The sequence below is a fragment of the Streptococcus henryi DSM 19005 genome, assembly GCF_000376985.1.
GTDB lineage: Bacteria > Bacillota > Bacilli > Lactobacillales > Streptococcaceae > Streptococcus > Streptococcus henryi.
The window spans coordinates 178,309-201,092 of record NZ_AQYA01000035.1 but is presented as its reverse complement, the minus strand read 5'-3'; the positions used below and the strand labels follow the sequence as shown (position 1 = coordinate 201,092).

Here is a 22,784-nt window from a genome sequence, read left to right as displayed (position 1 = left end):
CCGGATGGAAGGCTGGTCGGCCAGTATGAGACTTTTCTTCCAGTAAAACATGATTAGGGATACTGTCCACGAAAAGACTGATGAGTCTAACTTCATGGTTCATGGGAATATCGTAAGCAAGATTTAGTTCCAAACTTAACTGATTTGTGTTATACTCTTTATACATAGTCATGGCTTTCTAATTGTTTTGTCGTTATTATAATTATAAACCATGACATAGGAAAACGAGCATCTCCAACTGCGGAAATGCCCGTTTTTTTTGTGTTCTGAAGCTAGTTTTTGCCCAGCCTCTTCTTTTTATCCTGTATAAGTTTCCTGATAAAACTCGATTTTATCCCCATCTTGGACCTTAATCTGGTCCGCAGCCTTTGGAGCTAAATCATCATTAAGATCAAACATCCAATACTTTCCTGCTTCTTCATCCTGAGCTAGACCATCAATAACAGTGATAAAGCCGTTAGATTCTTCAACTTCATAATTCTCCTTGAGGACATCCATGACGGTATCACCTTTATAGAAGTCCACTTTTTCGTCAGTTACATCATCTTCTCTTCTGACAATGAGTTGGACAGTTCCTGCCACTTCTTTTTGTGACTCTTTAGCAGAGTCAGCTCCGCCATTGCCACAAGCGACTAAAAGCAGCATAGCAACTGATAAAACGAAATATTTAAACAACTTTTTCATCTGAAAATCTCCTTAAAATAGGTAATAATAGGGGGTAAAAGAGCAAGGTGGAGAGGGCATGGGCCAAGTTAAAGCTAGCCCCAGCCAAAACGTAGCTCCACCAAGGCATGTTGTATAAGAAGGCATAACAAGAATCGATGACAAGACCATAAATGATCCCCATCATGCCAGCCAAAAACGCTTGAAGAGTAACCGTTTTTATTTTATCAAATTTCAAAATCTTTGTCAGCGGGTATAGCAGAAAACGCCATAGACAGAGGACTACTGCAAAGGAAAGGATTTGGAAAAATACCCAAGGTCCGAAACCTAAAAGAAAGGAAGAAACCAGCATGGTCACCGCCATGATAAGTAGGCTATCACCTATCCCAAAAATAATACTGACAATTAAAAAGATTGCTGTAATGGGCTGGATGTTGGGTAGAGTCGCAAAAGCATAACGAAAGACAACACACAGTGCTGATAAAATAGCAATCCGACTTATACGCTGCAAAGTCAACTGAGTTCTTTTTATATTCATTATTCCAGTCTAGTGGAAAGGGTTACAACTGTCAAGTAGCAAAAAAACGTTTCAACTGCTAAAAAGAGTCTGGAACATTGTCCAAACTCTTTTTGATGATAGAAATCTACCAGAGGCAGATAAAAGGGGCAGAAAATTTTCAACTTAATTATCCAAATTTGGATAACTACTTATCGGTAAATGATCATTGAATAGGAAGGATTCCGGACTGAGATGAACCATTTGTTTTTGTCCTGATTTCCAGAAAATCAAAATCAAGGCAGATGTAATAATAACGCCAATTAGATAAGTCAAAGTAACCAAGCCCATATTAAATCCAATTGGTTGACTCAAAATATAAACGACAACTGCATAAAGCATAAAGATAGCTGGTACAAATGTCACCCAGTAATTACGCTTTTTAAGCATTAAATAACGAGTGGAAACTAGCAGACTGATAACAGCTGTTACTTGATTAGCCCAGTTGAAATAACGCCATAAAATATTGAAATCTACCTTAGTTAAAACAAAAGAGATTAAATAAAGCGGAATAGTGACTGCGAAAATTTTTGATAGGGTGTTTTGTTTGATATGTAGATAATCTGCCACGATATTACGTAAACTACGGAAAGCTGACAAACCTGATGAAATTGGTAGAACAATAACACCAATAATTCCGATAGTACCAATAAAACTACCAAGCAACATGACCATAACTTTATTAACAACAGCCGAAGCAGTTCCAGAAGCAATCATCTGAGATAAAGTTTGTCCATCAAAAAGTGCCATAGAAGCTGCTGCCCAAATCATTGCAATGACACCTTCGGCAACCATCATACCGTAGAAAGTAAAGCGTCCTTCGCGTTCATTTGTCATTGTGCGAGAAACCATGGGAGCTTGGGTTGCATGAAAACCTGATAATGCACCACAAGAAATGGTGAAGAATAATGCTGGGAAAATTGCTAGACCACCTGGATGCATATTATGGAAGGTTGCTGGAGTTAGATTTGGAATCGTGAAACCACCAGTCACCAAACGAAATGCTACTGCTGCAGTACTAACCAAAAGGATGACACAAAAGATTGGATAAACTTTCCCCATGGCCTTATCAATTGGCAAAACTGTTGAGATGAGGTAATAGAGGAAAATTAAACCAATGATCCAAGGCAATGTCATGATTCCCTTAGGTAAGATACTAAGAATCAAATTGGCAGGTGTAACTACAAAAACAGTACCAACTAAAAGCAAGAGTAACATAGAAAAAATATTGATAACCAGTTTCATTGATTTTCCTAAATAACGACTGGCTAATTCTGGCAAGTGAGCTCCCTTATTTCTGAGAGAAATCATCCCGATCATATAATCATGAACACCACCTGCAAAGATACAACCAATGATAATCCAAAGATAAGCCGTCGGACCATAGAGTGCTCCCATAATCGGTCCAAAAATAGGCCCAGTTCCTGCAATATTAAGCAGTTCAATCATACTGTTTTTCCATTTTGGCATAGGAACAAAATCATAACCATCCCGCAATTCCTCAGATGGTGTCTTACGAGTTTCATCAATTTCAAAATTTTTCTCGATGTAAAGACCATAGGTTAAATAACCAATAACCAGTAAAGCAATACCTCCCAAAAAAGTAAACATGACAAACCCTCCTTATTAAATGTGAATGCGTCTTATTTGTATATCAGACAAAATGTCTTTCCAATATTTGAATCATTTTAAGGACCTAATTGATATCAAAAACGATGTGATAAGAACTGGCAAAGAAGCTTTACAAACTACTCTTTCTGTCCTCACCTTTTAACGCTTACATTATAACAATGAAAAATAAAGGATTTCTCTTTTCAAAATGAACTGCTTTGATTTCGTGCTGAATAAACTAAAAACGAAGCCGACTGACTCCGTTTTAAGAATGAATACCTAAATCTTTCTTTACTTGATTAACATTTGCACGACTTACAGGAACTTTAATACCTCCTGCTAGAGTTAAACTCAGGGTCTGATTAAACCAAGGTTCTACAACTGTTACCTTGTCTAAATTAATAAGATATGAACGATGGACACGCCTAAAATTATCTCTTGGCAATTTCTCCAACCAATCAGACAGCGATCCATGTGTTTCATAGTTTTTCTTAACAGTATGAATTAGTAGAAGCCCTTGTTGCGCTTCGATCGTGATAATCTCTTTAGCAGGTACCATATAGATGCGATCATCTTGCGAGATAGGATAGGTCTCTTGCCTCGCTTCTCCTGCATTTGCTTCTTGCTGGGCAAAGATGCTCTGTTGGGCCTTATCCATAGCTTGCTTTAGACGATCAGCTTCATAAGGTTTCAATAAATAATCCCTAGCATTTTGCTCAAAGGCCTGTACAGCATATTGGTCATAAGCTGTTGCAAATATGATGATTGGAGGATTTGTCATGTGATTAACATGTGTAGCTAAAGTTAAACCTGACTCATCTTGTAAGTGAATATCAAGAAAAACGACATCGAATGGTTGACGTAGCAAAAGTGCCAAAGCCGATGTCATATCCTCTGCTGTTTCAATAGTCAAACTATCATCATACTTATTAAGCAGATAAGTTAATTCATTCCGAGCTAATGGCTCATCATCTACGATTAAAACTTGCATCATTTTAATCTCCCTTCTCTACGGATAGTGGCAAAATCACTCGAACAGACGTTCCAGCATCTGATGAATCAAACTCCATAATCGCTTCATGTCCATACAGTAAATTAATACGTCTTGCCAAATTTTCTAAAGCAGACCCTGTCCCCTCTTCGGATTCTTGTTTAACCTTGCCAAGACTGGTTAGTTTTTCATAAGGAATTCCTTGACCATTGTCGACAACAGAGATGATTAAACTATCCTGATTTCTATCAATGCTCACTTTCAAGTGATTGTCAAACTTAGTTTGTTTGAAGGCATGTTTATAAGCATTTTCAACTAAAACTTGTAAAGTAAATGGCGGAACTGGGAAAGAACCATCACGCGCTTCATTCATTTCCAGCTGAAAATCCACTTTATCAGGAAAACGTGCTTTCTCCAAAGCCAAATAGGCATTTACTTGGGCAATCTCTTGACTTAGAGGAATAACATTCTCTCTTGCTCCCTGTAAATTAGCTCTCAAAAATTTACTCAAATCAAGCAAAAGTTGACGTGCTTGTTCTCCATTGACTCTTATCATAGCTAGGATCGTATTAAGAGCATTAAAAAGAAAATGTGGATTAACCTGAGCTTGCAGAGACTTGATTTCAGCATCTTGCAGAAGACGGGCTGCCATCTCTGCCTGTCCTAAAGCTAATTGAGTAGAGAAAATATTTCCCAACCCCTGCGCTAGCTGTTGGTCAACATAGCTCATCTTTTGAGAATCCGAAAAATACAACTTCAGTGTGCCCACTGTTTCACCCTCGATTTTCAGAGGAATGATAATAGCTGCAGACAAAGGACAGTCATCGTGATGACAATCAATATCATCTCGACTCTTTGCAATGCAAATTTCACCAGTCTCAATAGCTTGTTTAGCAAGTTCCGTTTGCAAAGGTACATCAGGCAGATGATGCTCAGAACCTGAACCAACGAAAGCCAAAATTCGTTTCCGATCTGTCAAACTCACCGCTGAAACCTTCATGTATTTATAAATAATATCAGCCACGGATTGACAGGACAAGTTAGTCAACCCCTGACGCAAATACGGTAAAGTATGATTTGCCAGACTAAGAACATCATGGGTTTGAAGGGCTCGTGCTTGCTCTTCAAGCTGTCTGGTCGAACTAAGAATAGAGGTGAAAATCCCAATTCCCAGTGTATTAGCTGAAATCATGGGCAGAGCGATAAACGCAACCAGTTTCCCAGCCTGAACTCTATCTTGACTGAGGAGTAAGATACAAAGCATCTGTAAAATTTCCATAAGCAATCCCACAAACATTGCTTGATGGACTTTAGCCATATGGCCCTGCTTTTTCCAAAAATAACGTCCAGAAATTCCTGAACAAAGACCGATCAGGATTGATGAAACCATATAGATGTGAGGTGATAAGCCACCTTGCCAAAAGCGAACTAAGGCAGAAATGAGCCCTACGCTGATACCGACAAGTGGTCCTCCAAACAATCCGGCAATCCCAATGGAAAGTACGCGGGTATTTGCTACCGAGGACTGTTGAGCAATCTGACCAAAACTCTGATTAACAATGGCTAAACCTGACTGGATTTCAACACCAGTAAAGTTGGAAATTATGGCAAAAACTCCAAATAACAATAAGAGAATAAACTGATTTTTGCGCCTATCAGGAGAATTTAAAGTTTCCTTAATCATAGGAATATGAACGAAAGCATAAGCTAATAGAATAATCAATCCTGCCCGTTCCATCATAATAAAAAACAGAGTCATTGCATTTCTCCTCTCAAACACCTCCATTATAGCACAAGAATAGCTGAGCCTTATCATCTTTTTCATAAAATAAAAACTCTAGCCAGACTATGTCTGAAACTAGAGTTCAATCTTATATGAGGAAATTAACCCCAAACTTCGTCAATAACTTCCTTAACAAGGGCTAATTTTTTCCATTGGTCTTCTTCTGTCAAGATATTTCCTTCTTCAGTTGAGGCGAATCCACATTGAGTTGATAGCCAAAGCTGATCGAGTGGAAGGAATTTTTCTGCTTCGCGAATACGGGCAATAATAGCATCCTTGTCTTCAAGAGTAGCTTCTTTTGAAGTAATCAATCCAAGCACTGCTACTTTTTTCCCAGAAACCTTGGCAAGTGGTTCAAAACCACCTGAACGGTCGTTGTCAAATTCTAAGAAGTACTCAGCAACATTTTCTTTATCAAAGAGTTCATCTGCTACTGCATCATAGCCTCCTGATGATGCCCATGTTGAGTGGTAATTCCCACGACAAACGTGAGTGTTAACCAATAGCCCTTCTGGGACGTTGTTGTAAACATCATTGTTAAGTGTCAAGAAGAGTTCTGCCAATTCATCACGAACTTCTTGGGCTGTTTTACCAGTTGCTGCACCCCAAGCAGTCAAGAAGTTGTTATCTACCAAGGTTCCCCAAGTACAATCATCTACTTGAAGTGTTTTAAGACCTGCAGCAATCAAGTCATCGATAACTGTCAAATAAGCATTCTTAATATCTTCACGTAATTGTTCAAAGTCTGGGTAAATCTCATTTAACTTTTCAACGTGTTCAGCATCACGTATGAGTTCAAAGTAAAATTGAGCTGGTGCTGGAATAGTGTATTTAGCTTCTACATCTAGACCTTTTGAGTCTACGTAGTCTTTCAAGAACTGGTAAGCTGCAACAAAAGGATGTTTGTCACCAGTGATTTTTCCTGCGATTAAAGCTGAATCAGCTTTTGTTGTTTCATCATGGAAATGGTAGCCTTCTGCAGCTTGGACATGGTCAATACCATTAAATCCCCAGAAGAAATCAAGATGCCAATAAGCACGACGAAACTCACCATCTGTCACTTTTTCAAGACCAGCTTCAATTTGTTTATCAACCAATTCTTTAATGGCTTTATCTTCTACTGCTGCCAACTGCTCTGCAGTGATTTTTCCTGCTTCAAAGTCCTCACGCGCTTGAATAAGCTCTGCGGGACGTAGGAAAGAGCCAACATGTTCAAAATACTTCTTAGTCATCTGTTTCACCTCATTTATCTGATGAGTTCATTCTACCAGAGCTACCTATAGTTGTAAATTATATATTTTCTATTATTTGATATAGTTGTTAACTATACCAAGATCCCTCATTTTATTTTAAGAGCTATAAGAAAAAGAATTCAATTCTATCAAAAGAGAATTGAATCCTTAAACACTATATTTTCTAAAGATTTCCAAGTCTTATTGGTTTCCCCAAACCTCATCGATGACTTCCTTAACAAGGGCCAATTTCTTCCATTGGTCTTCATCTGTCAAGATATTTCCTTCTTCAGTTGAAGCGAAGCCACATTGTGTTGCCAACCAAAGTTGATCAAGTGGGAGAAACTCACTGGCCTCTTTGATGCGAGCAATGATGGTTTCTTTGTCCTCAAGTTTTCCTTCTTTAGTTGTGACAAGGCCAAGCACCGCAACTTTATTAGGATCCTTAAATTCAGCAAGCGGTTCAAATCCGCCTGAACGTTCATTGTCATATTCAAGGAAATAGGCTGTCGCATTTTCACGACCAAAGAGTGTTTCAGCAACTGCTGTGTATGGACCTGTTGTAGCGTAAGTTGATTGATAGTTACCACGGCAAACATGGGTATTGATTTGCAAGTCCTCAGGAAGATCTTCGATTGCCTTGTTATTGATTGCCAAGAGTCCTTCACGGATGAAGTCTTTGTCAATTTCACCGTTAGTGACAGTCTTATAGAAGTCATCATCCATGATAACGCCCCAAGTACAATCGTCCAGCTGAATAGTGCGTGCTCCTTCTTCATAAAGAGCCAAAATAGATTGGCGATAAGCTGCAGCCAAGTCAGCAATCAAATCTGCTTGATTTGGGTAAATTTCCAAGGCTTTCTGGATATTGCTGCCACGTTGCAGTTCAATCATACATTGGGCTGGTGCTGGGATGGTAATTTTAGCTTCAACACCGCGCTCATCGGCCAACTTTTTAAGGAATTGGAAATGTTTAATGAAAGGATGGTTTTCTTTAGTAAAGCCAATTTTTCCTGAAACAATAGCTGAATCGTCATTGGTCTCAATCCCTTCAAAAGCCAATCCCTCACCATATTGGTACCGTTCGATACCATCAAAGCCCCAGAAGAAATCGGTATGCCAGTTGGCACGACGAAACTCACCATCTGTCACTTTTTCCAAGCCAGCAGCTACTTGCTTATCCACCAATTCTGTAATGAGACGATCTTCAACAGCTGTCAACTCTTCAAATGTAATGTCACCGTTGGCAAAGGCGGCGCGGGCTTGATGTAATTCTTCAGGTCTCAAAAATGAGCCGACGTGTTCGAAATATTTTTTAGTCATGTCTTTACCTCGTTTGTTATGATAAGCCCAGTTTAGCAAAGTTCACTATAGCTGTAAAATATATATTTTCTATTATTTTCTATAGTTACTAACTATAACACTCATTACTTTGTGAAAAAATAGTTCTTTTTTCAGTTAACAGATCAGTCTTATTCTCTAGCAAATATCGCATGTCCATTACTTTTTCAGTTAAGTGCCTATTTTCTTGATTTTTTTGTGAAATTATGTGACAGTTTTGTGACAAAAGTCTGCTCCCTTTGATTTTTAGTCAATTTTACGTTAAAATATGACTAATGAGAAGAAGAATTAAACCTATAGTTGTTCTTGTCTTATTTGCCTTATTGGCTCTGCTATTTTTCAAAGGAAAAGCTTACTCAGAACAGCTTCTCGCGAAACAGTTAGCTGAGGCTGAGAAATCTATCCCCACAGTTAGCAGTAGCACGGCATCTAGTTCAAGTTCAGAGGAAGAAGAGTTTGTTCTTAATCCGATTATTGATGTTTCAGGCTGGCAGCTTCCTAGTCAGATAGACTATGATACCTTATCACTCAATATCTCTGGTGCCATTGTTCGTGTCTATGGAGGGTCACAGATTACCAAAGATAATAATGCTGCTTATACGACTGGGGTTGATAAATCGTTTAAGACTCACATCAAAGAATTTCAAAAAAGAGACGTTCCTGTAGCAGTATACAGCTATGCGCTTGGTACAAGTGTCAAAGAAATGAAGGAAGAAGCACAGGCCTTTTATAAGGCTGCCTCTCCTTACAATCCAACTTTTTATTGGGTTGACGTTGAAGAAGAGACTATGGACGAGATGAATAAAGGTGTCCAAGCTTTTCGTAAGGAACTGAAAAAACTTGGTGCTGAAAATGTCGGTATCTATATCGGTACTTATTTTATGGCCGAACAGGAAATATCGGTCGATGAGTTTGACGCTGTTTGGATTCCAACATACGGGTCAGATTCAGGCTACTATGAGGCTGCACCTAATACTGATCTCGACTATGACCTCCATCAATATACTTCACAAGGTTATTTGAATGGGTTTGATTATCCGCTTGACCTTAATCAAATTGCTGTTACCAAGGAAGCCAAAGCTACTTACGAAAAATTATTCGGTAAAATCGAAGACTAGAATTATGTTTGTTTGATTGATTATCAACCACTTCATAACTAATTTCTCCAAGTGTTTACAACTTGGAGTTTTCTTATGCACTTAAAGGAGAAATTGAGACTATACTCTTTTAAAATCAACATCAGACGAAGACAGTACTAGGCTAGGGCAAGTCGAAACTGACGATGTCTCATTTGATTTTCAAAGAGTATTCATAAAAGAGGATACCGAATGATTTTCTATTCATATTTTTAAGAATATTGTATATTTTTTCAAAAAATTCTTGACAAGATAAAGTTTATCAAGCTATAATGTTAGCAATTAAATAACTTCACAAAGGAGTGCCTAGGCTGAGATCGCATCTGCGAAATCCTAAGAACCTGATCTCGTTAGTACGAGCGGAGGAATTGTGACCATTTCATAGGGATTTTTATCTGACTCATTTTTTATACAGTCAGCTTTCCTTATTGTCATTAGATCAAGCCACTCCTTTTGTGATATAAAGGAGTTTTTTATGTCCAAAAATGTTTCTGTCCTCGTCGAAGCTGCTATTTTTGCCGCACTGGCTATGGCTCTTTCAATGCTCCCTGATTTTGCCTCTTGGTTTACGCCTTCATTTGGGGCTATCCCTCTTATTCTTTTTTCTCTTCGCCGTGGTCCAAAATATGGCATCCTTGCTGGTTTAATTTGGGGCTTGTTACATTTTGTTCTGGGTAAGGTTTACTACCTCAGCATCTCCCAAGTCCTCATTGAGTACATCCTAGCCTTTGCCTGCATGGGGACTGCTGGCTTCCTGACTACTCCCCTCCAAAAAGCTCTCAAATCTCAGCAAACTAAATCAGCTCTGCTATTTGCCCTAAGCGGTGCCTGCCTAGCCACAATCCTGCGCTACATCTGGCACTATGTAGCTGGCATCATCTTTTGGTCCTCTTATGCACCCGAAGGCATGTCTGCCTCATGGTATTCTTTTACGGTCAATGGCACAGCTGGTGGGCTGACTCTCTTCTTTGTCATTATTAGTATTGTGATTTTGCTAAAGAGCCAACCTAAATTCTTCCAACCAAATCATTAATTTATTGTTCCTTAAAAATGGTATAATACCTTTATATCTTTTTAAAGAGCAAGGAGAATAACTTAAAATGGCTAAGAAAGTCAAAATTAAAAAGACTTTAGTTGACCAAATTTTAGATAAGGCCAAAATTGAACACGATAGTCTTTCCCTCAATGCTTTAGAGGGAAGCTTACCAGATGATATTAGTAAAGAAGACATCTTCAAAACCTTAGCTTTAACTGGTGATAAGACAGGACCTGTCATTGGCATTGTCCAAATTACAGAACACTTGTCTGAGAAAAAATTAGCCAAAGTATCGGGCAACAAAAAGGTTTCAATGATTCCTCAAAAAGATCTTCAAAAGACAACAGGTTATATTCACGGTGCCAATAATCCTGTTGGTATCCGCCAAAAGCACAACTTCCCTATCTTTATTGATAATCGCGCCCTTGAACTAGGTCAGATGATTGTATCTGCAGGTGAAGTTGGACGTTCTATTCGAATTGATAGTCAAGTTCTAGCTGATTTTGTCGGAGCAAATTTTGCGGATTTAATTGAGGAGTAAGAAAAAATGAAATTTTATTTTGTCAGACATGGAAAAACCGAATGGAATGAAGAGGGACGTCTCCAAGGAGCAAATGGAGATTCACCACTTCTTGAGGAATCCATTGAGGAGATTAAAGAATTGGGACGTTACTTGGCTCATGTTCCGTTTGATGCTGTCTATTCTAGTGATTTGAAAAGAGCTCAAAAAACTGCCCAGTTGATTGTCCAAGAATCAGATAATCCTCAACCAATCACCTATACAGCTGCTCTTCGTGAATGGGGCTTGGGACGCTTAGAAGGCAGCAAGATTTCAACTATGCTTGCCATCTATCCCCAACAAATGCATGCTTTCCGTCATCGTCTAGAGAAATTTAATGCCGACATGTTTGAAGCTGAAAGCCTCTATCAAACAACCCGTCGCGTTCGTGATTTGGTTCATTCACTCAATGGCAAGCCCTATGAAAATGTTCTCTTTGTCGGCCACGGAGCTAACTTAACCGCCAGCATTCGTTCCCTCATGGGACATGAAGCCGCTACTATTCGTAACAGAGGTGGCCTAGACAATACCAGCGTCACTGTCCTTGAAACAGCAGACTTCAAAACTTTCCACTGCACAAACTGGAACGACAAGTCTTATGTCAAAGAGCAAATGACCATTACCCAAAAATAAGATAAGCACAAAATAAGCTGAGAATGAAATTTCTCAGCTTATTTGTTTATAGGAATATCTTGTCGTCAAAGACTGTATAGTCGAATGATACTCTTCGAAAATCAAAATGATGCGTCGTTAAGCCTTCTTGACTACCACTAGGTATGTATGCGTCGTCTTGCCTAGTCTAATACTCTTTTAAAATCAAAATGATACATCGTCAGTTTCGTCTTGGCCTACTCTCGGCTGAGTGAAAGACCTTTCCTTAAGACCCACCTCTGTTCCTCAGTACCTTGTCTGAAAGCTATTCATTCGCTATATTACAAATGGGCACCTCTAGCAACTAGTTCTTCCAATTCTGTTAGGCGTTCTTCAAAGACTTTGAAGGCTGCGTTGAGGTAGTCAACACTTGTCATGTCAACACCCGCTTTTTGGATGATGTTGAGTGAGTAGTCAGAGCTTCCTGATTTGAGGAAGCCTAAGTATTTATCAATATCTTCCTGGCTGCCATGAACGATTTTTTCTGATAAATAGCTGGCTGCAGCAAAGCCCGTCGCATATTGGTAGACATAGTAATTATAGTAGAAATGTGGAATACGTGCCCACTCAAATTGGATTTCAGGGTTGTCTTCCTTTTTAAGGCCATAATATTTCTCATTGAGCTCTGCATAGAGATTGTTGAGGTACTCGCTTGTAAGAACTTCCCCTTCCTGGTCCGCCTTGTGGATAAGATGTTCAAACTCAGCAAACTGGGCTTGACGAAAGACTGTTCCCTTAAAGCCATCAAGGTAATGATTGAGAATGGCAAAGCGCTGCTTGTTATCTTCCACTTCTTTCAGGAGAGTTTCGGTCATGATATTTTCATTGGTAGTTGAGGCAATCTCAGCCAAGAAGAGGGTATAATCTCCATAAACGTAAGGCTGATGTTCACGGGTAAGGGTTGAATGAAGGCTATGGCCAGTTTCATGGACAAGGGTATAAAGATTGTCTAGAGTATCCTGCCAGTTGAGCAACATAAAGGCATTGGTATCATAGGAACCGCCAGAATAGGCTCCTGAGCGTTTTCCTTTATTGACATGAACATCAATCCAGCGTTCTGTGAAGGCATGATGAACACGGTCTGCATATTCCTTACCAAAAATCTGGAGAACCTGCTCTGCTTTTTCCAAAGCTTCTTCATAAGTGAAGGTCATATCTGTTTGAGATAGAGGTGTGTAAATGTCATACATCTTAAGCTCATCGACACCTAGGACTTGCTTACGCAAATTGACATAGCGTTGCAAGAGATGCAAGTTACTATTAACCGCTTCAAGGAGGGTATCGTAAACGGCTTCAGGGATAAAGTTGGCTGACATGGCAGCGTCACGGGCAGAGTCAAATTTACGAACACGCGCCTTGTAGTTTTGAACTTTGACGTTGGTTTGAAGTGTCTTAGCATAGGTGTGCTGGTATTGATTATAGGTGCTGTACATGGCCTCATAAGCCTCTTTACGAACCTGACGATTTTTAGATTCCATGAGACTGATAAAGTTCCCGTGCGTTAGCTGTACTTCTTCCCCGTTTTCATTTGTTACAAAGGGGAAAACAATATCCGCATTGTCTAAGATGCTGAAGGTTTCACTAGCAGCTCCGAAAATTTCTTGCGCGCCAGCCAAAAGCTCTTCTTCTGCTTGCGACAGCACATGGGCCTGACGTTTTAAAAGCTGTTCAAAGAAATGAGCATAGGCAGACAAAGCAGGAACTTCAGCGACAAAGGCTTCATAATCTTGGCCGCTCAAGGTCATAAACTCTGGTTCATAGAAGGCAAAAACTTCGCTGAATTTAGCATAAAGGGCCGTTGCCTTAGCTTCATATTCTTGATACTTAGCTACTGTTGTATCCTGGTCATTTTTCATAGAAGCATAGACATAGAATTTCTCTAAACGACGAGACAGGTCCAAGTAGGCTTCCGTAATCTCCAGCAAGTTTTGACCTGATGTGACCAAGTTCCCAGCAAATGACTTAGCGTCTTGGATTTGAGCAGAGAGTGTCTCAAATTCTTCCTCCCAAGCTTGGTCAGTGGCAAAAATAGTGGACAAATCCCACTGATATTTTTCTTCAATATGTGAACGATTATCAGACATGATAAACTCCTTTATCTTTTCTTAGTTTCCATTTTAACATAAAAAGCAGGGGGATAGAGAATTTGACGAGACATATTTTCCTGCCCCCTATAGTAGCGGAAAAAAGCTGCGCTGTAGCCAGATAAATCTCTAGAAATCTGACAAAAACCCTGTGGACTCTGGGGTGGTCTGACCTGCGGATAAAAGTCAGCATCCGTTTGCGCTATCAGATTAGCACCTTGTGAATAAGCGATTTCCTGCTGGCGCAGCCAACGTGGATTTCTTGCCATCAGTTGCTTTTGAATACGTAGGGCCAGATTTGTCATTTGAGGAACTTCATACTGGGCCATTTCTTGCTGAACATAAGGTTGCCTAAAGAAGGCCATAAGGTCATCATCAAAGGAAGCAGACTTGGTCAAATAATATAGCTTGCCAAAAAGGTCCTCAAGAATCATGTATTTGAGCCTTAACTGACGGTTTTGGACATCTAATTCCCAGAGATGAAAGCCCATATTTTGTGAGAAATAGAGCGTCTGCTTCTGTAGGTCTGTCAGTTTCTGACCTAACCAGAGCTTCTTGCCTAAGAGCCATAAGACTTGAAAGCCCTGCCTTTGATAGGCCAGACTTCGCTGACACAAGCGTTCTTGTGACAGACGGCTGCATTGAACTTCCAGCGCCAGCTTTTTATTAACCAAAAGATCCGCTATCTGTCCCAAATCTGGCAAAAAGGTCTCAACCTCAACTTGCTCGCTCTTGGATAGGCTATGATAGAGCTCTGCCTTCAGACATAGATGCTCATCTGATTCATTTTCAGTGTAAAAGTGACAATCTTTGAGGCTGACATGGGCAAAATGCGGTCGCATGACAGAACCTTTCTTCAAACGCACTGCACCTCCGCAAGCTGGACAGCTAAAGGCCTGTTTTTGAGGAAGTCCCTCTAATAAAGTGATTAGTTTCCCATTCTTATCATAAGCAGATAACATAGATACCTCCTTACTTGATTATTCGTAAAGTATCTGTAAATCCTAGATATTTCAAAATTTTTTTGTAATTTCTAGAACGAAAAAGGCTTAAAGTTACTAGGAGAACTTTAAACCTTTAAGATTATTACCAGCCAACTTTATCCGGGTCTTCTTGAGCTTTGACACCTTGAAGGCTATCAAGCTTAGCCATATCCTCATCAGATAAGGTAAAATCAAAGATATCAAGGTTAGCTTTGATATTTTTTGGTGTCACTGATTTTGGCAGTGGAAGGAAACCTTTTTGTAGTGACCAACGCAGAGCAACTTGAGCAACAGATTTGTTATTTGATTCTGCTACTTCCTTGGCTGTTTCATTGCTGAAGATACTTCCTGTACCAAGTGGGCTGTAAGCTTCTAGAAGAATATCATGTTCATTACAGAAAGCTGTTAATTCTTCTTGTGGGCAGTCTGGTGCTAAGAGAACTTGGTTAACATGCGGTTTGATTTCAGCTGTTTCAAAGAGGGCTTCTAAGTGGTGAATCATGAAGTTAGACACACCTATGGCTTTCACTTTACCTTCTTTGTAAGCTTCCTCCATGGCTTTCCAAGCGCCAGCATTGCCAGCCTTCCAAGCATCATTTTCACGCAAAGCTTTTGGATTTGGCCAGTGAATCAAGAGCAAATCTAGATAGTCTGTTCCAAGTTTTTTAAGGGATTCATCGATAGATTCCTTAGCAAGGTCATAGCTGTGCTTATCATTCCAAACCTTTGTGGTCAAGAAAATGTCTTCACGGGAAAGACCAGAATCTGCAATGGCACGACCGACGCTGACTTCATTGCCATAAATTTGGGCTGTATCCACATGGCGGTAACCAACTTCTAGGGCATAAGCAACGCTGTTATAGGCCTCATCTCCCTCAGGAATTTGCCAGGTTCCAAAACCGATTTTAGGAATCTTAAGACCATTTGAAAGTGTGTAATCTTCCATCATTTGTCCTCCAATAATTAATCTGCCTTTATTATACAACTTAGACTAGGTTTAAGGTCAAGTGGAAAGTCTTTTAGAAAAATAGAAAATCCAAAACAAGAGCCCCGCAAGTGCCAGAGCAAGACCCAAGCCTGTATAGAAAAAGGCAATAAAGCTTGAGGGAACCAGACCAGAGCTTCGAAGTAAAATGCCACCAGTCATCATAACTATCATGATCAGGTAGGATTTGAGATCAAAGAATTGCCAGAATGGTCTCCGTGCTTCCTTGTAGTCAGAAATACGTCTGGCATGCATAAATGTCATCTTATAAAACATGGAACCAAAGGCCAAGAATACTAGAATGCTAAGGAGTAAAGAGACTAGTGTCACCTGTTTAAGAGACGAGTAAGCAACAAGTCCCATCCTAGTCACATTGAAACCTGCAATTAGCCAGACCGTTCCCGCCAAAGCCAGTAGATTTTTCTTTTTGACTAACCAAAATGATGACTTTTCCATAAAATCACCTCAACTTTTGGCTATTTTCTTTAGAGCTGTTAGAAAGCTAATTAGACTGATAGCAAGCAGAATATGCCCGATTCCTGCCAGTCCAGATATAGAGGCATTCAAACCTTTTGACAACGGTATATCCAAAACTTCAGTTATCCCTCTGACCACCATCATGATTGTTGTCAAAGGAAGACCAATATTATGAACTTTTAAAAAGAGACGGAAAGATTTTTGACTCTCTAGGTCATTATTCTGAGCAAAAAGGGCAACTATGAGGAAGAGGAACATGCCAAGCATAAAGAGATGGGTATGAACTTTCCCAAGAGCAGTCACTCCAGTGAAACCATTCCATTTGGGAAGATTTGTCAAGGACATAAAGAAAATTTTTTTGATAAATTTATATCTTCTCTGTTTCTCTCTTGATTAGCCTTAGTATTTTATCCTTGTATGTTTCGCCTGTACCTTGCTTGAAATGTAGGTTTACAGTATATTTTGTCTTCCCAATATCCATTATTAACTGTTTATGTGGTGGTGCTTTTATTTCTCTTTTTTCTTCTTCCATAAATCCTCCTTTCTGCTTTTAGACAAAGAAAAAACAGTAAACCTTTGTGATTTACTGTTTCGTAAGTTGTTATGTTATTTTTTTTATTTAATTATTTCATCTTGACAAACTGGGATTTTGCTATCTCATTTTTTCTTGACACTCGCTACACTCTCTATCGTGAATAGAAATAATTCCGCCACATTTAGGACAAGTATATTTTATTTTCTGTTGTTCCATAAACTGCTCCAAATCTTGTGCTTGAACAAAACGGCTATTTTCTGTAAGGCTTGTTTGATACCGTTTGTTATAACTTTTTTCAAGATTTTTAATCCACTTACATGGATATTCCGTACACTCAAAACAATATGATAATGCTTTTGCTTTGATGCAGTCCTTTATTTTGCATTTACGACAATGTTCAGGTTTTCCCTTATCACTATTCAAGCACCCAGCACAAGGTTTCTTATGGTAACAGTGCTTATAACAAACTTTACAATTCATTCCACATGGGGCAAACATACTTATATCAATTTTTTCCGGCATTTTCATATTTGTTTACCCCTTTCATCAACTTCTAATTTGTTTTACTTAACATTTACAATATTATACCATTTTTCAGCTCAGTTTTATAGACCTAACTCATTCTTCTTGACCTGTGTTAGTTCTCTGTTTCCTTGTAGTAATTTCTCTATGCAGCTCCTAACACTCTCGGCTTGTTCAACCTCTTTTCGCATATCTAAGATTTGAGAATATAGGCTATTTTTCTCTTTCTTCAAAGTGGTAACTTCTGATTTCCATTTTGATATAGCTAAGGTCTTGCTTTCTCCTAAATGTTCTTTTAGATATTTTCTTGCACTCTCAAATAAAATAATCTCTGCGGTATGTTCGTTATAAAAATCTTCCTGCTTGCTTTTCTTTATCTTGGTATAGGTTTTATATATGTCTTTATGTTTCAAATATTTTTCTGCTTGGTCGATAAGCTCTACTTTGTCATTGATTTTCTTCTCGGTATCTTTTAAGGCTCTTGTGGTCTTATAATTCTTATCTCTTAATGCTGATATGCTTTCTTTGAGTTCAGATAAGGAAGTGATGTTTTTCTCTTTTAAGAATTGATAGCTTTCAATATATTTTTCTAAATCTGCATTGTGATTTTCTGTGTTGTTACGGATAAGATTTTCAAAAACGGATAGCAGATTTTCTTTTGGTGGGAGGGTGGATTTTATGTTTTCTGTTTCTGCTCTTTCTTCTTTGCCTATTCCCCTTATCCAATTTAACAAGGCTTTTATTCTTCTTGCGATTTCTCGTAATATCTTGTTTTGATGTTTGATTTCTCGGTTGATATTTCCTCTGTCGGTGGCTATGCCTTTCTTCTCCATTTGGGTTGCTGATACTCCTAAATGAATGGTCGGTATTTGCTCTATTCCCTGTCTTTGATAGGAACGATGGTCTACTTTTTCCTGTATGCTGTTTTCTTCAAGATATTTGTTTGTAATATCTGCCCATGCTTTTCGCCACTGCTCTGCTTTGTCTTGCTCATTCCAATCTGTTGTATTGATTTTTCTTGTTTTGTAATTGCCGTTCTTGAGTTTTACTTTTTCTCCGTTTTCATCAAAGATATATTCCTTTTTTGATTTTGCTCCCCATGTCTTATCTTCGTTTAATGGTCGCATAGTAAGTAGGATATGTGCGTGTGGGTTTCCATCATTTTTATCATGCAGAGCAATATCGGCACACATACCGACTTTTACAAAATTTTCTTTTACATACTCTCTTACGAGCTCAATCTGTTTTTCTCTGTCTAATTCTTTAGGCAATGCAATTTCTATTTCTCTTGCAAGCTGTGAGTTTTTACTTTTTTCTATTTTTTCTACACTGTTCCATAATGTTCCTCTATCTGAAAATTCCTGTGGTGCATTTTGTGGTAATAGAATTTCAGTATGGGCTATTCCGCCTTTTCTTGTAAAGTCATGGACTATGCCGTCATATTCATTTTTTATCTTTTCGCCACTTCGATAGGCGGAAGCTGCAACTGCACTCTTGCCTTTGCCTCTTGAGATAATTTTGATAATGAGATGATATATCGCCATAAGGGAACACCTCCTTTCGTTTCTCTGATACTTTGGTGTGGCGATGAATAAGACTTCCTAAAAAAATCGGATAGCTTTTTATCCGATTTCTTTTGGGAAGTACACAAGGGGTAGGAAATTTATTTCCGTAGGGGAGTGTAGCTCCCCTGTATCAGGGTTAGCTGATATGCTCTCTGCAAGAGCCTTCGGAGAACGCACACACCTGTTAAGGTGTATATGTGCGCCCTTGTAAACAAGGGACTATTCCTCTGTTTCCGTTACTTCCTCTTGTGTTTCTGTAATTTTGTTTTCGCTTTGTTCTCGCTTCTCTATGATTTTTAAGATTTTTTGATTGACTAACTCTTTGATATTTGGGAATGTGATTAGCTGATAGAATTCATCTTTGGTAAAATCCTTGCTTTCAATAAAGATACTTTCAAAGACTGCTCCTTTTTCATAAAGCCGTCTATCTCTTTTCTTTCGTTCTTCCTGTTTCTGTTGACTAATGAGCTTTTTTCTTTTGTTTTGTAACTGCTTAATTTCTTCTTCTGCCATTAAAATTTTTTCATCTATATTTTTCATTTTGATTTCCTCTCTTTCTAAATTTGAGCAAAGAAAAAACAGTAAACCTTTCTTGATTTACTGTTTCGTGAACTGATATGTTATAGCTTGTATTTAATTGTTTTACTTCGACAAACTGGGATTTATCTACCTGACTATTATTACGCAAATTCCAATTAAAGCTAATACAATACCCAAGATAAATTCTGTCAATCCAACTCTCTTGGCATATGATTCTGTTTTTCTTCCTGCTTTATAATCTTCTTCAAAACCATTGATTAGATTATATTTCTTTTGAAAATAAATCTCATATCCGAACATAGTAAATGCAACTCCAACTGTTATAAGTATAATCTTTAAAATAGTCATTCATTATTCCTCCTTAAAAAATTCCCTGTAAACAGAAAATTGATTTACAACTTGTTTCCATTTTCATCAAAAGTACCCTTTAAAGCTTTTTCAGTAGATATTATTATTACAGCAAAACCCATCATTTGAATCATTGTTATGACAAATCCAATCCATCCTATAATACCAATTGATTTACTAATCACCATAGGCATAATTGCAATTACTAATAATAGCGAAGGAAAAAACATATACAAAGAAATTTTTGAGCAATGCTTTTGAGCAAAATCCCAGGTATCTTGATTTTTCATAGAGCGTTTTGTTCTATACCCACTTGCATTATGAATTGTTTTAAATTTAGGACACATATACCATGTTAATAATAATGCAGCAGGTATCAACAATGTCATTATAAACATAAAAACCCAAAATCCCATATTTTAAGCCTCCTCAAATTCTAATTTTTCTCTCTAAATAATTAGTAATATTATACCATTTTTAAGCCATTTTTTCTATATCTACTTTCTGTGGTACTTGACAGTTGCCTATAAAATTAAAGTATACATCGACTTGTTGTTTTCTGTCTTTGCCTTTTCTTCCTCCTGTTGCTTCATGGACGACCACTTTTTCTATATACTCATTTATCATTGGTACTGTCAGTTCCTCAATGTCGGTATATTTCTCTATCATCTTTAGGAATTTATCGGTATCAACTTTTCTCTGATGATAGCTTTCTATTTCTTGTTCAAAATACTGTATTTGCTTTTCTAAGTCTTGTTGTTCTGTATCATAGGTATTAAATAATCTATCAAAGTGTTTTGCAGGAATTTTTCCAAGTGCATGGTCTTCATACAGCTTTGTAATAAGTGTTGTCAATTCTCCATTTCTTGAGGACAGTTTTTCTAACTTTTCTTTATCCTCTTGATATTTTTCTTCTCTTTTTTCATCGGATAACTTGTTCATCACTTTTAGAAATTCTTGCTTTTCTTCTTTTGCAAAATTGGTTATTTCTTTGATTGATTTTAAGAGAATTTCATTCACTGTTTTTACTTTGATATAGTGCATACTGCAAGTGCCTTTTCTGTGTCTGTAATGTTGACATACAAAAGAGTAATCACTATCATATTTCTTTTCTTTGTGTTCTGCCGGCTCTCTGTAACTTAATTTACCTCCACAATCTGCACAGATTAAAAGTCCTGTAAATGGATGTGAGGTTGTTCCATACTTTGGACTTCTTCTTACTGTCTTTCTTAATCTTTGAGCGTTATTCCATGTTTCTTCATCAATGATGGCTTCATGGGTATTTTTGAAGATAATGAGTTCATCTTCTTTTGCCTTTCTGCGTTTCTTAGTTTTGTAATCAAGGCATATTGTTTTACCAAGTACAGTGTGTCCCATATATTCTCTTTTTTCTAAGATATAACCTACTGTGGTCGGTGTCCAAAAATATGGGTCTTCTATTCCTCTTTTCTTTGAGCTATGGTTATTTTCGGGGTAATGTATTTCTGCATAGGCTGATGGGATAAGGACTTTATCCTTGGTTAGTATATCTGCTATCTGCGTTACTCCATATCCCTCTATTACAAGTCTGTAAATGCGTTTTACGACCTTTGCACTCTCTTTATCGACAAGTAGCTCCTGTTTGTTCTTAGGGTTTCTAAAATAGCCGTATGGAACGCTTGGTGATACTCTTTTACCCTCTTCCATTCTTGCTCTAAAGATAGATTGTATTTTCCTTGAGGTATCTCTTGCGTACCATTCGTTCATAATGTTTAGAAATGGGGTAAAGTCGCTTTCTGCTTGTTTCTCACTGTCTATTCCGTTATTGATGGCGATAAACCTTACTCCCTTTTCTTTGAAAAGTATTTCGGTGTAAAAGCCTACTTTGAGGTAATCTCTGCCAAACCTACTCATATCTTTTACTATCACAGTAGATACTTTGTTTTCTTCTACTGCTTTTATCATCTTTTGAAATCCCTCTCTATCAAAGGTTGTTCCGCTTACTCCATCATCGGTATAGTGATAGATATTTACAAAGCCGTTTCTTTTTGCATAGCTTTCAAGTAATTGCTTTTGATTTGTGATGGAATTACTCTCTCCTTGCATTTCGTCATCACGACTTAAACGCTCGTAAAGGGCTGTTTGTCCTGTTCTTTTTGTATTTGACATGAGAATTACCTCCTTTCCAAGTTTTTATTATTTTCTCTGTCCCTAAGAGGTTAATCCTTTTGGTAAATTCACGGTAGAAAACGCCGGCAACCAAAGCTGCAATGGCGTAAATATAGGCTAAATTCAAGTATTTTTTCATCTTTGATTTCCTTTCATGTTTTGAATCAATAATTTATCAGTCAGATTTCTTATTGTTATTAACTTTTGAACGTCGTTCAACTCCAAGTTTTTTAAAAGTCGCTTGAAAAGCAGACTTCCTAAGTATAGATAAGACGACAAATAACTTCTATAAGTATCCTACAATCTGACTGTCTTTGTATCAGGAGAGAAATGAGATTAGATAGGGCAAATTCAACCAAATCTTCCTCGGAAAACTCTTGGCTAAAGGCCCCATGATTGACTTTCGGATCCTCTTTCAAGACCTCTAGCATTCTTGCTTTTATCTGTTCAAAATACTGATCCATGGTCCCTCGAGCCTGGCTCTGATCCTTGGTCGAAAAACTAATAGAGTGAATCGTAAAGAAATTTGGGTACTTAACCATCCCTGACTTTATCTGCTCAAAACAATTGGCCATGAAATCAGGAAATGCAAGTTGGTTAGCTTCGATGTCCTGTAAATGAAAAATGTCATCCCAAACACTTTCAATTGTTGCGAGCAATAAATCATTTTTTGATGGAAAATAGTAATACAACGAACCTATAGCAACATTACAGGCCTTCGCAACAGCCCTCATGTTCAAAGAAGCAATTCCCTTTTCTGAAACCAAGTTCCGACAAGTTTCTAGAATAGCTTCTCTCGATGTTACTGAATAAGTCACAAAAACCTCCCTTGATTTCTTTTAATTTGAACATTGTTCAAGTTTATTATAAGCGTTTTCATCATTTGTGTCAAATACTTACTATTGATGCATCAGTTTACAATATTCGCATCAAGCTATCGTTTAGAGATGACTAGATTTTTCACTTCTTTCATTTGACTTCTATACAAGCCTTTTCTATCTAAAAATGGCGCTGAGTGGGGAACTCAACGCCTGTCTA

Annotated in this window: 25 protein-coding genes, 1 pseudogene and 1 riboswitch; of the genes and pseudogenes, 4 read left to right on the top strand and 22 right to left on the bottom strand. The window is 38.0% G+C overall.

Annotated features, from left to right (window positions below; genetic code table 11):
- The 8 genes and pseudogenes from F601_RS13125 to F601_RS0108780 form a co-directional block, all read right to left on the bottom strand.
- Positions 1 to 166 (bottom strand): annotated as a pseudogene (locus tag F601_RS13125) (IS1182-like element IS1182 family transposase); the annotation flags it as partial.
- Positions 167 to 297: 131 nt separating this feature from the next.
- Positions 298 to 684 (bottom strand): DUF4430 domain-containing protein, encoded by a 387-nt coding sequence (locus F601_RS0108810; RefSeq protein WP_018165316.1) that lies wholly within the window; start codon positions 682 to 684, stop codon positions 298 to 300.
- Positions 668 to 1,201, bottom strand: coding sequence for an ECF transporter S component (locus tag F601_RS0108805; protein ID WP_074485640.1), 534 nt, complete (start codon positions 1,199 to 1,201; stop codon positions 668 to 670). The genes F601_RS0108810 and F601_RS0108805 overlap by 17 nt, the downstream gene beginning before the upstream one ends.
- A gap of 144 nt (positions 1,202 to 1,345) precedes the next feature.
- The gene (locus F601_RS0108800) at positions 1,346 to 2,830 is read right to left on the bottom strand and encodes a carbon starvation CstA family protein (RefSeq protein WP_018165313.1); all 1,485 of its coding nucleotides are present in this window, start codon (positions 2,828 to 2,830) and stop codon (positions 1,346 to 1,348) included.
- 265 nt (positions 2,831 to 3,095) lie between these two features.
- Complete coding sequence (locus tag F601_RS0108795; protein WP_026183165.1) at positions 3,096 to 3,821, bottom strand: LytTR family transcriptional regulator DNA-binding domain-containing protein; 726 nt, start codon at positions 3,819 to 3,821, stop codon at positions 3,096 to 3,098.
- Between the two features lie 4 nt (positions 3,822 to 3,825).
- Positions 3,826 to 5,580, bottom strand: a complete 1,755-nt coding sequence (locus F601_RS0108790) for a sensor histidine kinase (protein ID WP_018165311.1) — start codon at positions 5,578 to 5,580, stop codon at positions 3,826 to 3,828.
- A gap of 125 nt (positions 5,581 to 5,705) precedes the next feature.
- Entirely contained in the window at positions 5,706 to 6,836 is a 1,131-nt protein-coding gene (locus tag F601_RS0108785; RefSeq protein WP_018165310.1) for a 5-methyltetrahydropteroyltriglutamate--homocysteine S-methyltransferase, read from the bottom strand.
- A 201-nt stretch (positions 6,837 to 7,037) separates the two neighbouring features.
- On the bottom strand, positions 7,038 to 8,159 hold the full coding sequence (locus F601_RS0108780; RefSeq protein ID WP_018165309.1) for a 5-methyltetrahydropteroyltriglutamate--homocysteine S-methyltransferase: 1,122 nt from the start codon (positions 8,157 to 8,159) through the stop codon (positions 7,038 to 7,040).
- A 293-nt stretch (positions 8,160 to 8,452) separates the two neighbouring features.
- Between F601_RS0108780 and F601_RS0108775 the strand changes: the two genes are divergently transcribed.
- From F601_RS0108775 to F601_RS0108760, 4 genes are all read left to right on the top strand, one after another.
- On the top strand, positions 8,453 to 9,295 hold the full coding sequence (locus F601_RS0108775) for a glycoside hydrolase family 25 protein (protein ID WP_018165308.1): 843 nt from the start codon (positions 8,453 to 8,455) through the stop codon (positions 9,293 to 9,295).
- A 306-nt stretch (positions 9,296 to 9,601) separates the two neighbouring features.
- Positions 9,602 to 9,698, top strand: a riboswitch (TPP riboswitch).
- Between the two features lie 90 nt (positions 9,699 to 9,788).
- Positions 9,789 to 10,346, top strand: a complete 558-nt coding sequence (thiT, locus tag F601_RS0108770) for an energy-coupled thiamine transporter ThiT (RefSeq protein ID WP_018165307.1) — start codon at positions 9,789 to 9,791, stop codon at positions 10,344 to 10,346.
- A 67-nt stretch (positions 10,347 to 10,413) separates the two neighbouring features.
- On the top strand, positions 10,414 to 10,890 hold the full coding sequence (locus F601_RS0108765; protein ID WP_018165306.1) for an aminoacyl-tRNA deacylase: 477 nt from the start codon (positions 10,414 to 10,416) through the stop codon (positions 10,888 to 10,890).
- Positions 10,891 to 10,896: 6 nt separating this feature from the next.
- Positions 10,897 to 11,541 (top strand): histidine phosphatase family protein, encoded by a 645-nt coding sequence (locus F601_RS0108760; RefSeq protein ID WP_018165305.1) that lies wholly within the window; start codon positions 10,897 to 10,899, stop codon positions 11,539 to 11,541.
- A 299-nt stretch (positions 11,542 to 11,840) separates the two neighbouring features.
- Here the strand turns inward: F601_RS0108760 and pepF are convergent, their stop codons facing one another.
- The 14 genes from pepF to F601_RS0108695 form a co-directional block, all read right to left on the bottom strand.
- Positions 11,841 to 13,643: an oligoendopeptidase F gene (gene pepF, locus F601_RS0108755; RefSeq protein ID WP_018165304.1), complete on the bottom strand. Its 1,803-nt coding sequence runs from the start codon at positions 13,641 to 13,643 to the stop codon at positions 11,841 to 11,843.
- Positions 13,644 to 13,654: 11 nt separating this feature from the next.
- Positions 13,655 to 14,605 carry a competence protein CoiA gene (locus F601_RS0108750; RefSeq protein ID WP_018165303.1) on the bottom strand — a complete coding sequence of 317 codons (951 nt, stop codon included), beginning with the start codon at positions 14,603 to 14,605 and terminating at the stop codon, positions 13,655 to 13,657.
- 124 nt (positions 14,606 to 14,729) lie between these two features.
- Positions 14,730 to 15,572 (bottom strand): aldo/keto reductase, encoded by an 843-nt coding sequence (locus F601_RS0108745; RefSeq protein WP_018165302.1) that lies wholly within the window; start codon positions 15,570 to 15,572, stop codon positions 14,730 to 14,732.
- A gap of 57 nt (positions 15,573 to 15,629) precedes the next feature.
- Positions 15,630 to 16,067 carry a hypothetical protein gene (locus F601_RS0108740; RefSeq protein ID WP_018165301.1) on the bottom strand — a complete coding sequence of 146 codons (438 nt, stop codon included), beginning with the start codon at positions 16,065 to 16,067 and terminating at the stop codon, positions 15,630 to 15,632.
- A gap of 9 nt (positions 16,068 to 16,076) precedes the next feature.
- Positions 16,077 to 16,433, bottom strand: a complete 357-nt coding sequence (locus F601_RS12520) for a DUF2871 domain-containing protein (protein ID WP_018165300.1) — start codon at positions 16,431 to 16,433, stop codon at positions 16,077 to 16,079.
- A 22-nt stretch (positions 16,434 to 16,455) separates the two neighbouring features.
- Positions 16,456 to 16,620, bottom strand: a complete 165-nt coding sequence (locus F601_RS0108730) for a transposon-encoded TnpW family protein (RefSeq protein ID WP_018165299.1) — start codon at positions 16,618 to 16,620, stop codon at positions 16,456 to 16,458.
- Positions 16,621 to 16,740: 120 nt separating this feature from the next.
- Positions 16,741 to 17,151 (bottom strand): DUF3795 domain-containing protein, encoded by a 411-nt coding sequence (locus F601_RS0108725; protein WP_018165298.1) that lies wholly within the window; start codon positions 17,149 to 17,151, stop codon positions 16,741 to 16,743.
- A 77-nt stretch (positions 17,152 to 17,228) separates the two neighbouring features.
- Entirely contained in the window at positions 17,229 to 18,689 is a 1,461-nt protein-coding gene (mobQ, locus tag F601_RS0108720) for a MobQ family relaxase (RefSeq protein WP_018165297.1), read from the bottom strand.
- Between the two features lie 240 nt (positions 18,690 to 18,929).
- On the bottom strand, positions 18,930 to 19,250 hold the full coding sequence (locus F601_RS0108715) for a DUF3847 domain-containing protein (protein ID WP_018165296.1): 321 nt from the start codon (positions 19,248 to 19,250) through the stop codon (positions 18,930 to 18,932).
- 126 nt (positions 19,251 to 19,376) lie between these two features.
- Entirely contained in the window at positions 19,377 to 19,598 is a 222-nt protein-coding gene (locus tag F601_RS0108710; protein WP_018165295.1) for a hypothetical protein, read from the bottom strand.
- A 44-nt stretch (positions 19,599 to 19,642) separates the two neighbouring features.
- Positions 19,643 to 20,014 (bottom strand): SdpI family protein, encoded by a 372-nt coding sequence (locus tag F601_RS0108705; RefSeq protein WP_018165294.1) that lies wholly within the window; start codon positions 20,012 to 20,014, stop codon positions 19,643 to 19,645.
- A 61-nt stretch (positions 20,015 to 20,075) separates the two neighbouring features.
- Entirely contained in the window at positions 20,076 to 21,746 is a 1,671-nt protein-coding gene (locus tag F601_RS0108700) for a recombinase family protein (RefSeq protein WP_018165293.1), read from the bottom strand.
- On the bottom strand, positions 21,691 to 21,885 hold the full coding sequence (locus tag F601_RS13530) for a DUF2871 family protein (protein ID WP_081600873.1): 195 nt from the start codon (positions 21,883 to 21,885) through the stop codon (positions 21,691 to 21,693). The genes F601_RS0108700 and F601_RS13530 overlap by 56 nt, the downstream gene beginning before the upstream one ends.
- Positions 21,886 to 22,003: 118 nt before the next feature.
- Positions 22,004 to 22,564: a TetR/AcrR family transcriptional regulator gene (locus tag F601_RS0108695; protein ID WP_018165292.1), complete on the bottom strand. Its 561-nt coding sequence runs from the start codon at positions 22,562 to 22,564 to the stop codon at positions 22,004 to 22,006.
- Positions 22,565 to 22,784: the final 220 nt, after the last annotated feature.

What these genes read in the sequence shown, in the direction of transcription:
- F601_RS0108810 (WP_018165316.1), bottom strand. Translation starts at nt 684, where the DNA reads ATGAAAAAGTTGTTTAAATATTTCGTTTTATCAGTTGCTATGCTGCTT.
- F601_RS0108805 (WP_074485640.1), bottom strand. Translation starts at nt 1,201, where the DNA reads ATGAATATAAAAAGAACTCAGTTGACTTTGCAGCGTATAAGTCGGATT.
- F601_RS0108800 (WP_018165313.1), bottom strand. Translation starts at nt 2,830, where the DNA reads ATGTTTACTTTTTTGGGAGGTATTGCTTTACTGGTTATTGGTTATTTA.
- F601_RS0108795 (WP_026183165.1), bottom strand. Translation starts at nt 3,821, where the DNA reads ATGCAAGTTTTAATCGTAGATGATGAGCCATTAGCTCGGAATGAATTA.
- F601_RS0108790 (WP_018165311.1), bottom strand. Translation starts at nt 5,580, where the DNA reads ATGACTCTGTTTTTTATTATGATGGAACGGGCAGGATTGATTATTCTA.
- F601_RS0108785 (WP_018165310.1), bottom strand. Translation starts at nt 6,836, where the DNA reads ATGACTAAGAAGTATTTTGAACATGTTGGCTCTTTCCTACGTCCCGCA.
- F601_RS0108780 (WP_018165309.1), bottom strand. Translation starts at nt 8,159, where the DNA reads ATGACTAAAAAATATTTCGAACACGTCGGCTCATTTTTGAGACCTGAA.
- F601_RS0108775 (WP_018165308.1), top strand. Translation starts at nt 8,453, where the DNA reads ATGAGAAGAAGAATTAAACCTATAGTTGTTCTTGTCTTATTTGCCTTA.
- thiT (WP_018165307.1), top strand. Translation starts at nt 9,789, where the DNA reads ATGTCCAAAAATGTTTCTGTCCTCGTCGAAGCTGCTATTTTTGCCGCA.
- F601_RS0108765 (WP_018165306.1), top strand. Translation starts at nt 10,414, where the DNA reads ATGGCTAAGAAAGTCAAAATTAAAAAGACTTTAGTTGACCAAATTTTA.
- F601_RS0108760 (WP_018165305.1), top strand. Translation starts at nt 10,897, where the DNA reads ATGAAATTTTATTTTGTCAGACATGGAAAAACCGAATGGAATGAAGAG.
- pepF (WP_018165304.1), bottom strand. Translation starts at nt 13,643, where the DNA reads ATGTCTGATAATCGTTCACATATTGAAGAAAAATATCAGTGGGATTTG.
- F601_RS0108750 (WP_018165303.1), bottom strand. Translation starts at nt 14,605, where the DNA reads ATGTTATCTGCTTATGATAAGAATGGGAAACTAATCACTTTATTAGAG.
- F601_RS0108745 (WP_018165302.1), bottom strand. Translation starts at nt 15,572, where the DNA reads ATGGAAGATTACACACTTTCAAATGGTCTTAAGATTCCTAAAATCGGT.
- F601_RS0108740 (WP_018165301.1), bottom strand. Translation starts at nt 16,067, where the DNA reads ATGGAAAAGTCATCATTTTGGTTAGTCAAAAAGAAAAATCTACTGGCT.
- F601_RS12520 (WP_018165300.1), bottom strand. Translation starts at nt 16,433, where the DNA reads ATGTCCTTGACAAATCTTCCCAAATGGAATGGTTTCACTGGAGTGACT.
- F601_RS0108730 (WP_018165299.1), bottom strand. Translation starts at nt 16,620, where the DNA reads ATGGAAGAAGAAAAAAGAGAAATAAAAGCACCACCACATAAACAGTTA.
- F601_RS0108725 (WP_018165298.1), bottom strand. Translation starts at nt 17,151, where the DNA reads ATGAAAATGCCGGAAAAAATTGATATAAGTATGTTTGCCCCATGTGGA.
- mobQ (WP_018165297.1), bottom strand. Translation starts at nt 18,689, where the DNA reads ATGGCGATATATCATCTCATTATCAAAATTATCTCAAGAGGCAAAGGC.
- F601_RS0108715 (WP_018165296.1), bottom strand. Translation starts at nt 19,250, where the DNA reads ATGAAAAATATAGATGAAAAAATTTTAATGGCAGAAGAAGAAATTAAG.
- F601_RS0108710 (WP_018165295.1), bottom strand. Translation starts at nt 19,598, where the DNA reads ATGACTATTTTAAAGATTATACTTATAACAGTTGGAGTTGCATTTACT.
- F601_RS0108705 (WP_018165294.1), bottom strand. Translation starts at nt 20,014, where the DNA reads ATGGGATTTTGGGTTTTTATGTTTATAATGACATTGTTGATACCTGCT.
- F601_RS0108700 (WP_018165293.1), bottom strand. Translation starts at nt 21,746, where the DNA reads ATGTCAAATACAAAAAGAACAGGACAAACAGCCCTTTACGAGCGTTTA.
- F601_RS13530 (WP_081600873.1), bottom strand. Translation starts at nt 21,885, where the DNA reads ATGAAAAAATACTTGAATTTAGCCTATATTTACGCCATTGCAGCTTTG.